The sequence below is a fragment of the Agathobacter sp. genome (genome assembly GCF_977054825.1).
This window is the reverse complement of record NZ_CDRTEH010000003.1, coordinates 74033-85869: the sequence shown is the minus strand read 5'-3', so window position 1 is coordinate 85869 and position 11837 is coordinate 74033. Positions and strand designations below refer to the sequence as shown.

Sequence of the window (11837 nt, the reverse complement as noted above, 5' to 3'; positions counted from 1 at the left end):
TATAAGTATGAACGATAAGAAACAAGGAATAATATATATCATAATGGCAGGGTTCTTTTTTGCCCTGATGACATTTTTTGTGAGGCTGTCGGGCGATTTGCCGACCATGCAGAAGGCTTTTTTCAGGAATGCGGTAGCAGCGGCAGCGGCTGTTATCTTACTTGCAAAAAGTGATGAAGGCTTCAAAATAAAAAAGGATAGCTGGAAGGGACTTTTTCTGCGAAGCTTTTTTGGAACAACAGGGCTCATATGCAATTTCTATGCTGTTGACCATCTGGCCATTGCAGATGCCAATATCTTAAACAAATTGTCACCGTTTTTTGCCATAATCATGTCATATTTTGTGCTTAAGGAGAAAGCAAACAAGACAGAGTGGCTGTGCGTGGTGACGGCATTTATAGGTGCTGTTTTTGTGGTAAAGCCATCCATGAATATGCAGTTTTTAAATGCAATGATTGGTGTAATAGGCGGCTTTGGCGCAGGTGTTGCGTATACATTTGTACGAAAGCTCGGTAAGCAGGGCGAGAGAGGCCCTGTGATAGTCATGTGCTTTTCGGTATTTTCATGTATAGTGACAGCACCGTTTCTTTTTGTAGGGGCAAAGCCTATGAGTGCATATCAGATTGTCATGCTGCTTTTTGCAGGAGCCGCAGCTACAGGTGGGCAGCTTTCAATCACAAAGGCATACACCAAGGCGCCCGCAAAGGAGATATCGGTGTTCGACTATTCACAGGTTATTTTTGCCGCCCTGCTTGGATTTGTCTTTTTACAACAGATACCGGACTATCTAAGTGTGATAGGATATGTTATAATAATAGGCAGTGCGATTTTTAAATGGAACTATAATCTCAGACACGAGGAAAATATATGAACTATGCAGGAATAAAATATTGTGACATCGCAAACGGACTGGGCTGCCGTACTGTGCTTTTTGTGTCAGGCTGCAGGAACCATTGTAAGGGCTGCTTTCAGCCGCAGACATGGGAATTTGACTATGGAGAGCCGTTTGATGAGCAGATACAAAACGAGATACTCGACTCGCTTGCGCCTGCCTACGTGCAGGGCATTACCCTTTTAGGCGGTGATCCGTTTGAGGAGGAGAATCAGGAGGCACTTGTGCCGTTTATGAGAAGAGTCAAGGAGCGCTATCCCAATAAGGATGTGTGGGCCTACACAGGCTATCTGTACGAGGAGCTGCTTGCAAACGGACGCAAGCACACAGAGTATACGGATGAGCTTTTATCCATGATAGATGTTCTGGTAGATGGTCCGTTTATAGAGGAGCAGAAGGATATCACGCTCAAATTCAAGGGCTCTGCAAACCAGCGTGTAATAGACATGGAAAAGACAAGAGAGGCAGGAGAGGTGTCCATACTGGAATTTACGAAAATATAAATCGTAATGTGTGTGACTGAATAACTATATTGCAATTAGAAAAAGAGAATTTGATAAGAAAATTTGAGAAGAGAATTTGAAAAGAAATTGATGAAAAATTTGATAAAAAATTTGTAAGAGGATTTGAAATGAAGAAAAAATGCGACAGATTATTAGGAATACTGTGCTATGCGCTCGGGATTTTAGCGGCGCTTTATGTGGGAGGATGGCTTATGCTGATTAAGCCTATTCATGTGATTATCATTGCATTTGGCAATGATATGCTGACACTTCCGCTTTTGCTTAAGAGTATCATAAAGATAGCATTTTCTACGACCTTTGCAGGGCTTGTGTGGTGCATCGGATACATAGGCTACAATTTTTTCAAGGGAAATGAGGACCCTGACTGGGCGGCTATAGAAGCGCGCTTCAGAAATAAGCACAGTGATACAACAAACGAAGATTTACTGAAGGAGAGAGAAGTATGATAGTCCGTGTACCTGATTATTTTTCAGAGTTTAGCTGTATAGCCGGAGACTGCAAGGATAGCTGCTGTCTGGGCTGGGAGATTGATATTGATGAGGATTCATATGAGTATTATCAGACACTGCCCGGAGAGGTCGGAGAGCGCCTGAGAAAGGGCATGTATGAGACAGAGGATGGCGGGCACGGTATCCGCACAAACAATTGCGGCCGCTGTATTATGCTAAACGACAAGAATCTGTGTGATTTGTACATAGCGGCGGGAGAGGCATCACTTAGTGAGGTGTGTACCGATTTCCCGAGGTTTGGCATAGAGTACAGAAACGTGGAGCAGAAGTGTCTGAGCCTTGCGTGCGAGGAGGTCTGCCGAATATTTTTCAGCAAAACGAAGCCTGTTAAGTTTGTAGAACAGGAGCTTTTTGGAGACAGTGATGATGACCAGGGTGTCACAGAGGAGGAGGCAGCCTTTTTTGAGGAGGTGCAGCGCGAGCTGATTGCCATACTCCAGGACAGGACAAAGCCAATCGGAGCACGCGTTGAGGAGTACCTTGACAGGGCAAACGAGTATCAGAAGAAGCTCAGCGAAAATGATGTTGAAAAGCATATAGACTGGCTTTCATTTAATGATTTCTCATATGAGCACTTTGATATCCGCTTCGGTATCATCAATGAGATGGAGCTTTTGCGCCAGGTATGGCAGGATTTCAAGGATGATATGCAGTCAGTCCTCACAGAGAAGGACTATGAAAAGCGCATGAAGGAGTACATGGACAGCAGCGATTACCGTGAAAACGATATTGAGCAGCTTCTTGTATACTTTACCTTCAGATATATTATGAATGCAATCTATGACTCAAATATCATGGTTTATGCATATCTAAGCGTCATGTTTACCATGATAGTCAGGGATATGAATGCCACACGTTTCTACAAAAACGGTGGCAACTTCACCATAGAGGACCAGATGGAGGTTGCAAGAATCTTCTCTAAGGAAGTGGAGCATTCCGAGGAAAACGTGGAGGCAGCCAAGGAAGAAATCATCTGGGGCTAGCTGATTAAAAAATTAAATCTATAATTAAAAAATAATAAACTCTTTAATTAAGTATTGCAAACAGACCACAATATGTGATATTATACATTTCGTAAAAGGTTAAATTCATCATTTTCCCTTTTTTATAGTTTTTTAGTTTTTTAGTTTTCAAAAGGAGCTTGCACAGAAATGTGCAGGCTCTTTTTGTGTGAAATAATTAAAGGCTTCCGCCATTATGCCAGAATCCTCATATTTTTGAGCTGGTTTTGGGAGCTGTTTTAGGGATTTTTGCAGGTTCAGCTACTTTTTCTCGCAGTTTTTCCGGCTTTTGGGCTGGTTTTGGGAGCTGTTTTGGGAATTTTTACAGGTTCAGCTACTTTTTCTCGCGGTTTTTCCGGCTTTTGGGCTGGTTTTGGGAGCTGTTTTAGGAATTTTTGCAGTTTCAGCTACTTTTCTCGTAATTTTTCCGGCTTTTGGGCTGAATTTGTGGAGCTGTTTTAAAAGATTTAGGGATTACAGCTCCCCAAGGTCTGCCTACTATGCTATAAATCCCTTGTAAACCATAAATTGGTACCTTGAAAACTTCACATAAACAGAGATTTCCCTCAATAAAAGAAATGTGAGAACTTCCCTTTCAAAGATCAGTGCAGCTCCAGGATTTCGAATAAAACCGGAAATAGCTTAAAAAATAATTCACAAAATTTCGAATGAAAAATTATCTATTATATCTAGGACCTTTAGTACCAAAAAGATTTCGCATATGTTACATAAAAATGAATAAATAGTAAATTTCACCAAAATTTCGTAAAGTAATTCTCTGTTTATCCCAATAGTCGAAAACCAACGAAAATATTATAATATAAGTACGAAAACGTGCGAAAGGAAATTTTCGTACAAACAAAAAAGGAAAAGGAGAGGAAATATGAGAAAGTTAAAAGAACGCTTTCACAGGAAACATGGCATTGTAAGCTGTATCTTTAGTATGGTACTTGCACTTGCTATGATTGTGACCATGGTTCCGGCAATCGGTGGTGCAACCACTGCATATGCTGCGAGCCCGACAATCCGGTTGTATTTGGACAAACCAAGTACCTGGAATACACCGGTTGTCAATGTCTGGGCTTCCGGTGCTACGGTAAATAACCATGACGCAGGAAATGCCACCATTTCACAATGGGGGGATCAGGAAAAACCAAAGCTTGCATATGAGGAAAGCACAAGACTCTATTATGTAGATGTACAGAGCAGCGAGTGGACAGGTTTTCAGTTTGTTGATGCAGGTTCTGATGAGAAGGCTGCACCGGAGATAAAGACAGAAGAAGCTGCAATTGAGCAGATTAAGACTTTTACTTCTGATACTAGCATCTATTGTTTATTGGATGACAATGGAAAATATCAGTGGTATAAGGATGCTTCAAAGAAGGAAACATTGATTCCAGAGTCTGTACCAACAGAATGTGATCTGACGATTAATTATAAGAGCACATTAGGCGATGATGTTGCGGCATATATATATCAGGGAGATAATAAGCCGGTAGGTGAATGGCCGGGAAAAACCATGACTGCAGCAGAAGGTCATGAAGACTGGTATACAATGCATCTGACATTAGATAACAGTACAGATTATAATCTCATTTTAAATGATGAAGGACATGGAAACCAGTTAAGCGAAGTAACACTTTCTACGAAAGGAAAGGCAGAGGCAGAGTACTGGTTCGATGGTTCTTTGTCAGAGAAAAAACCTGCTGATTGGAAATACGTAACAACCATTCATTATCTTGCATCAGGAATGGGAAGTACTATTTACAATCATGTATGGAATGTAGATGCCTCTGCAACAGGAGCAGGTGTTGGAAAAGAATGGCCAGGCGGACAGATTTCAGAAAATGCTGACCATTCCGGATGGTATGATGTAGTATATACACAGGATGTAAAACAGAATTTCAGCTGTATTTTTAATAATAACAGTGGGACACAGACGGATAATATTGATGTTTCTGTAACATCAACAAGTACTGAACTCTGGGTTACCGGAACCAAAGCTGGTGGTGATACAACCGTATATAAAACAGCACCGGACAGTTGGGAGGCACCGGTTCCAGATCACACATTTACAATTTATTATTACAATGAAGATTTATCAACAGACACAGACATGGGAAAAGTTGATTTGTGGATGTGGAATGCCGGATTAAACGGTTCCTATGTTTTTGACGGAACATATTATGATGCTGAAAATGATGTGACATGGTTTAAAAAGACCATTACAGTTGCCGGCAGTAATGTGGAAAAAACAGTAGGATTAAAGGCACGTTATGACATAACACAGGGATGGGATGGCGGCTCTGATACCGCAGATCGTTCTTTTACAATAAGCGGTGATGAGAATGAAGTATTATATTATGTGGATGGTTCAGATCCGGTTCATGAGAAACCGGTAATTAAACAAACGGAAAAGAGATACCTTGTATTGGATTATGAGAATCCGGGATTAAAAGAAAAAGGTATTACACCACAGTTCTATACATGGACATCAGGATATGCTTCAGTATTAACCAATTTTAAATACGTAGGTGGAGATAAATGGACAGTAACGATTCCTGCAAAACCATCCTGCACAAAGGTTGATTTTTGTATTGCATTAGATTCAACAGGTGACCCATGGATTAAAGATGGTGGAGACCATTCAGTTACATTCCCTTCTGACCAGAAGGTTATATATGCCAGCATGAAAGCCGGCAGTGAGCCGGAAATTGCTATGCCATATAATGTTGGCTATGAAGTAGATGCAGAAAAACAGCAGGTATCATATTACTATCGTGATGATGCAGCATTTGTAGGTGGCACCTTAAAGGATATGACCGTATCTGTTGACGTAAACGGAACAGAGTATCCAATGACATACAATGATACAACAAAGCGTTTTGAGTATGTAAAGAGCGGTTTAACAGATGGCAAAACACATTATCGTTACAAAGCAAATGGAACTTATGCTGTAGATGCATTCAATTCAAACAGCGAAAAGTATAATAATGCAGATTATTCATATTTTGAATACTATAAATTAAATGCAACAGTTACAGCAGAAGTTATGAATAAATCCTTTAATTATAACGAGAATGATGTTGTTAAGTTTAAGGTTAAACAGGATAGTTCAGATGCTAAAACATTAGAAGTAGCTAGTGCAAGTATCGATGTTTCTTCCCTTGGAGGAAGCAATGCAATGCCGATTGAACCGGAATTACAGGCAGTTACCATTTCTGCAACAACAGATACAAAATTAGGAATTAAGACATTACCAATTACTGTAACAGACCAGTATGGTAATAAATTCAGTACTACAGTGGATGTTGAAATCACAGACCGTGTGAAGGAAAACAAAAAAGATTTCGACTGGGATGAAGCTGTTGTTTACTTTATGATGACAGACCGTTTCTTTGATGGTAATGAATCTAATAATACAGCAAGTGGTGCAAATACATACGGAGACAACCCTGGACTGTATCATGGTGGAGATTTTGCAGGTGTAACAGCTAAGTTAGATTACTTACAGGATTTAGGAGTAAATACAATCTGGCTTACACCAATTGTAGAGAATATTCAGGGAGTAGATGTTACAGATGAGGGGTCAAAAGATGTTCCTTATAATGCAGCATACCATGGATACTGGGCAAGTGATTTTACAAAATTGAATCCTACACTTGGTACAACAGAAGAATTTAAAACTATGATTAGCGAAGCACATAAACGTGGTATGCGTATTATGGTTGATATTGTTGTAAACCATGCAGGATATGGTACAGAATCAACATTTGCTGATATGCTTAGGGATAAGAGCGTCAGTGAAGGCGATATTAAATCATGGCAGTCTGGCTTGCCGGATTTTGCAACAGAGAATGCAGATGTCAGGGCAAAATTAGTAGAATGGCAGACATCATGGATGAAGGATTATGGAGTTGATTATTTCCGTGTAGATACTGTAAAGCATGTTGACAGCACAACATGGGCAGCACTTAAAAATTCTACAACAGAAGTAAATCCGTCTTTCAAGATGATTGGTGAATACTTTGGTGCAGGATATGCATCAAATGGTAGTTCCTTAGGTACTGGTCAGATGGATGCAGACCTTGATTTCGATTTTAATGACCAGGCAACAAGCTTTGTAAGTGGCAATATTTCTTCTGTAGAGAAATTCCTTTCTGCAAGAAATTCAGCACTTAATAACACATACATGACAGGTCAGTTCTTAAGCAGTCATGATGAAGATGGATTTAAGGCTGCTTTAATGAACGGAAAAAAATATACCGAGGATGAGGCAACATCAGCAGCGTTAGTTGCAGCTACATTACAGCTTACTGCAAAGGGTATTCCGGTTATCTATTATGGTGAAGAAGTTGGTTTAAGCGGATTAAATAATTATCCATATCAGACTAATAGATATGACATGGATTTCTCTAAGGCAACAAAGGACAATGTCACATATCAGCATTATAAGAATCTGCTGAGCATCCGTAATGCATACACAGACGTATTTGCAAGAGGAAGCAGAACGGTTGTGGCAAGTTCTGATGAGGAAGGCTATGATGTAGTTTCAAGATCATATGGAGGAACAACCTTATATGTTGGTATGAATATCAAGGATGCCGCAAAAGAAGTAAAAGTTCCGGTTAATGCAAATGCAGGAGATACAGTTAAAAATCTTTATGATGGTAAAACATATACTGTTTCTTCTGATAAGACAGTAACAGTAAGCATTCCGGCAGCAAAGGATGGTGGAACAATCATTCTTGCTGAGGTGAAGAAAACAGAAGATCCTGGCAAGACAGATCCAACACCGGCAGATCCGGGCAAGGAAGATCCTACACCGGCAGCAAAGGTTGACTGGACTAAAGAGGTAGAAACAATCAAGAATGCTTCTGCAAAGGAAACTATCGTTGTAAAGATGGATGAAACAGGAGTTATCTCAAAGGATGCAATTGCAGCCATCAAGGGAACGCAAAAGAAGCTTGTTCTTGATATGGGAGATGGAATCAAGTGGATTATCAATGGTTCTGACGTGTCTAAGGTTCCTGCAAAGGATGTAAATATGTCAGTTACAGTTGACAGCAAAAAGATTCCTCAGGATGTTATTAAGGCAGCTAAGGTTGAAAAGGACGCAAAGAAGGTAGTACAAATCAGCCTCGCACATGAAGGTGAGTTTGGTTTCAAACCGGTTCTTTCAATCGACATTGGAAAGTCATATGCCGGAAAGTATGCTAACCTTTACTATTACAATACAAAGACAAAGGCACTTGAGGGTCAGATGTCTGTAAAGATTGCAGATGATGGTTCAGCATTACTTACATTCACTCATGCATCTGATTACGTTATTTCCGTAACAGACCAGGCTGCTATTGATACCAAAAAAGCAGCTCCAAAGAGTGGCGATGACAATGAAGCAGCTACATATGTATGCTTACTCGGACTTGCAATGGTTGCAATCACAGCAGCTACATATCGCAAGAAGAGAGCTTGCAAATAAAACAGCTTTTAAACTAAACATTTTATAAACCTCTTAGATGCCGCACCTTCGGGTGCGGCATTTTGCTGTACATGTTTCATGGTGACCTGCAACGACAGTATTCACATAAAATATCTCATAGTTTTTACATAGAGCAAGTATAGAGTTTACCGGGGCACTGTATAATCCATTATGGTTAAATGATTTACACATGGAGGAATAAAATGAAAAAGAGAAATCAGATCATTGCGGCATTTCTTGCAGCGACAATGATAATCACACCGGCAACATCAATATTTGCAAAGGCAGCAAAGGATGGAAACTCTAGCGCAGAGTCTTCTTATGGTGAAAGCTTTACAAGCTGGAAGACAAATGAATGGGAGAACAGGCTCAGAAAGGATTGGACAACTGTTTCTATGACACCGGGAGTTAATGAGTCAACCATGAACTTTGCATGGTATTCAAAGACAACAGATACAGTCTCACTGACATATGGTTTAAAGGCAGATTTAAGCGATGGAAAGACTGTTTTGATTGCGACTAAGAGCACCGGACAAAAGGATAAAGACGGAAATGAATACAATAGCAATAAGGCAACTATTTCAGGACTTGCAGCTCAGACCACATATTACTATAAGGTGGATGACAAGGAAATAAAGTCATTTAAAACGGGAAATACAGATAAATTCAGATTTGCTTTTGTTGGTGATCCACAGATTGGTTCATCCAATGAGTTAAAGGGCTCTGATACAGAGGAGTTTTACAATGCACAGAGCAATGCGGTAGCAAATGACAGCTACAATTGGTCACAGACATTGAAAAAGATACAGAGTGCAGGGACTGATTTTATCGTGTCAGCAGGAGACCAGATTCAGACAACAAAGAAAAAAGCCCCGGGAAAGAGCTCTACAACAAGTGAGATAGAGTATGCAGGATATCTTTCACCGGATACACTTGCGTCATTGCCGGTAGCAACAACAGTCGGTAATCATGATGCAGACAATGCCAATTATCAGTACCATTTTAATGTTCCAAACCTCAGCAATCTGGGAGATAATGGAAAAGTAGGTGGCGATTATTATTTCACATATGGTGATGTGCTTTTTATGATGCTTAATACACAGGATACAAACTCAGCAGAGCATATTCAGTTTATCCAGAATACAGTTGCAAAAAATGCCAATTGCAAGTGGAAGGTAGTTACCTTGCATCAGGATATCTATGGCTCAGCAGAGCATTCAAATGAGCCTGAGATTGTGAATTTACGTTATGCGCTTACACCGACATTTGAGAAATATGGTATAGATGTCGTGCTTACAGGACATGACCATGCTTATTCAAGAAGTAAATTTCTTTCAGACAATCAGACTGAAAAGACAGTTACATATACTGATGATGAGTTTGATGAAATGCTAGATAAGGACATTGACTATACAGGTGAGGGTACTTTGACCGTAGCACCGGGAAATATCCAAGCTGACACAACAGATGAATCAGAAAAGGCTTATTTATCTTATCTTACATCTGTGATGGATGCAGACAGAATTACCGAGACAGGAGAGTATGTGGTAGATCCTAAGGGAATTCTTTATCTTACAGCCAGCAGTTCATCAGGAAGTAAGTATTATGACCTCGTATCACGTCAGCAGTCATATATAGCAAACAGATGGCAGGAGGATGTCCCTACATATTCACTTATTGATGTGACAGAGACAACCATGACAATTAACACTTATCGTACTGACAATGACAGTGCAATTGATAATACTGTTACTATTGTAAAATCTGCAGACAAATCAGCAGTTGATGCTAAGCTTGCAGAGATAAATAAAGAGCTTACAGATAATACCCTGGTAGAGAAGGACTACACAGCTACCAGCTGGAAGGCTTTAAAGGATGCGATGGATGCCGCAAACAGTATCAGCCCTGAGACTGAGCAGGCACAGATCAACAAGGTGCTTGAAAACCTGACAACAGCCAGAAACGGTCTGGTAAAGGTGAATGCACAGAAACCGCCAAAATCATCAGAGCAGTCAACTGAAAAGACATCTGAATCAGAAAAATCATCAGAGCAGCCAACAGAAAAGACATCTGAATCAGAGAAAGCATCAGAAAAGGATGCAAAGAAGACTTCAGAAAAGTCAAACAATAAATCAACATCTAAGGTTAAGACCGGTGATGAGTCACAGGCACTGCTTTGGACAATTGTTTGTGTGATTGGTCTTGGAGCAGCAGGAACAGCAGTAGTATTTGCTGGAAAAGAGAGAAAATAGTGAAGAAAATCTGTATTGCAATAATAAGTATTGCTCTGATAGTTGCATTTGGAATATCACTGAACAATGTAGAAAAGACAGAGCTTCAATCAACTGATGGCCGTGATTTTGAAAAAGCGACGGTGACAGAGATTGTCAGCTCGGATTATTCGGATAGCTCTTCAAAGGCTTCTGATGGCTCTACGGGTGAAGGTGACAATGTCAGGGCAGGGCAGCAGCAGATAAAAGTCAAAATAAGAACTGGTGAGCATAAGGGAGAAATCCTGGATGCCACCAGTTCTTCATCGTATCTGTATGGTGCCAGATGTAGAATAGGAACAAAGGTAATAGTAATAATCAGCGAGTCGGATGAGCTTATAACGGTAAGTGTCTATAACTATGACAGAGGAAATCAGCTGTATATGATAATTGCCTTTTTCCTTATAGTTTTAGTTTTAATAGGAGGACTCAAGGGCTTTAAATCAGCTGTAGGGCTTGTGTTTACCTTTTGCTGTATTTTATTTGTATTTATGCCGCTTATCTACAGAGGGGTGTCTCCTATTTTTGCGGCGGCATTTGTGGTAATTATAACAACTGTTGTTGTTATGTATCTGATAGATGGATTTACTGCAAAATCAATCTGTGCAATCGTCGGCACGATAATAGGCGTTGTGCTGGCAGCTGTTTTTGCATTTATATTTGGAAAAATATGCCATATATCCGGCTATAATGTGGATGACATAGAAAGTCTTATTTATATTGGTGAGATGACAGATATAAAGGTGGGAGAGCTGATGTTTGCAGGAATACTGATATCAGCTCTGGGCGCAGTGATGGATGTTGCCATGTCTGTAGCAAGCACTATTAATGAGATTCATGATAAAAATCAAAAGCTTGACACCAAAGAGCTGTTTAAATCAGGCATAAATGTAGGAAAGGATATGATGGGAACCATGTCCAACACGCTGATTCTTGCCTTTGCTGGTGGTTCAATTAATACCTTTGTATATATTTACAGCTATAACTATCAGTATTATCAGGTGCTTGATATGTATTCAATCGGAATTGAAATAATTCAGGGAGTTTCAGCGACGCTTGGAGTAATACTCACGGTGCCTATTGTGTCCGCAATATCTGCTGTAGCACTAAAGAAAAACATATACTAAATTGGGAAAGAAGTCATATTGCTATCATCGCT

General features: G+C 40.0%; 7 protein-coding genes. All 7 read left to right on the top strand.

The annotated features are described in order from the left end of the window. The first annotated feature begins 7 nt into the window (after positions 1–7). Positions 8–871, top strand: a complete 864-nt coding sequence (locus ACW6PM_RS04530; protein WP_308650267.1) for a DMT family transporter — start codon at positions 8–10, stop codon at positions 869–871. Next, the gene (gene nrdG, locus ACW6PM_RS04525) at positions 868–1395 is read left to right on the top strand and encodes an anaerobic ribonucleoside-triphosphate reductase activating protein (protein ID WP_456056356.1); all 528 of its coding nucleotides are present in this window, start codon (positions 868–870) and stop codon (positions 1393–1395) included. The genes ACW6PM_RS04530 and nrdG overlap by 4 nt, the downstream gene beginning before the upstream one ends. 128 nt (positions 1396–1523) lie before the next feature. Further along, the gene (locus ACW6PM_RS04520) at positions 1524–1862 is read left to right on the top strand and encodes a hypothetical protein (protein ID WP_306776665.1); all 339 of its coding nucleotides are present in this window, start codon (positions 1524–1526) and stop codon (positions 1860–1862) included. After that, positions 1859–2908, top strand: a complete 1050-nt coding sequence (fliB, locus tag ACW6PM_RS04515; RefSeq protein ID WP_456056355.1) for a flagellin lysine-N-methylase — start codon at positions 1859–1861, stop codon at positions 2906–2908. Before ACW6PM_RS04520 ends, fliB begins: the two co-directional genes overlap by 4 nt. A gap of 901 nt (positions 2909–3809) precedes the next feature. Beyond that, positions 3810–8408: an alpha-amylase family glycosyl hydrolase gene (locus ACW6PM_RS04510; RefSeq protein ID WP_456056354.1), complete on the top strand. Its 4599-nt coding sequence runs from the start codon at positions 3810–3812 to the stop codon at positions 8406–8408. Positions 8409–8611: 203 nt separating this feature from the next. Continuing rightward, entirely contained in the window at positions 8612–10660 is a 2049-nt protein-coding gene (locus ACW6PM_RS04505) for a metallophosphoesterase (RefSeq protein WP_456056353.1), read from the top strand. Then, on the top strand, positions 10660–11805 hold the full coding sequence (locus tag ACW6PM_RS04500; protein ID WP_456056352.1) for a YibE/F family protein: 1146 nt from the start codon (positions 10660–10662) through the stop codon (positions 11803–11805). Before ACW6PM_RS04505 ends, ACW6PM_RS04500 begins: the two co-directional genes overlap by 1 nt. Positions 11806–11837: the final 32 nt, after the last annotated feature.

Excerpts from the sequence above, each read along its gene's own strand:
- ACW6PM_RS04530 (WP_308650267.1), top strand. The coding sequence starts at position 8 with ATGAACGATAAGAAACAAGGAATAATATATATCATAATGGCAGGGTTC.
- nrdG (WP_456056356.1), top strand. The coding sequence starts at position 868 with ATGAACTATGCAGGAATAAAATATTGTGACATCGCAAACGGACTGGGC.
- ACW6PM_RS04520 (WP_306776665.1), top strand. The coding sequence starts at position 1,524 with ATGAAGAAAAAATGCGACAGATTATTAGGAATACTGTGCTATGCGCTC.
- fliB (WP_456056355.1), top strand. The coding sequence starts at position 1,859 with ATGATAGTCCGTGTACCTGATTATTTTTCAGAGTTTAGCTGTATAGCC.
- ACW6PM_RS04510 (WP_456056354.1), top strand. The coding sequence starts at position 3,810 with ATGAGAAAGTTAAAAGAACGCTTTCACAGGAAACATGGCATTGTAAGC.
- ACW6PM_RS04505 (WP_456056353.1), top strand. The coding sequence starts at position 8,612 with ATGAAAAAGAGAAATCAGATCATTGCGGCATTTCTTGCAGCGACAATG.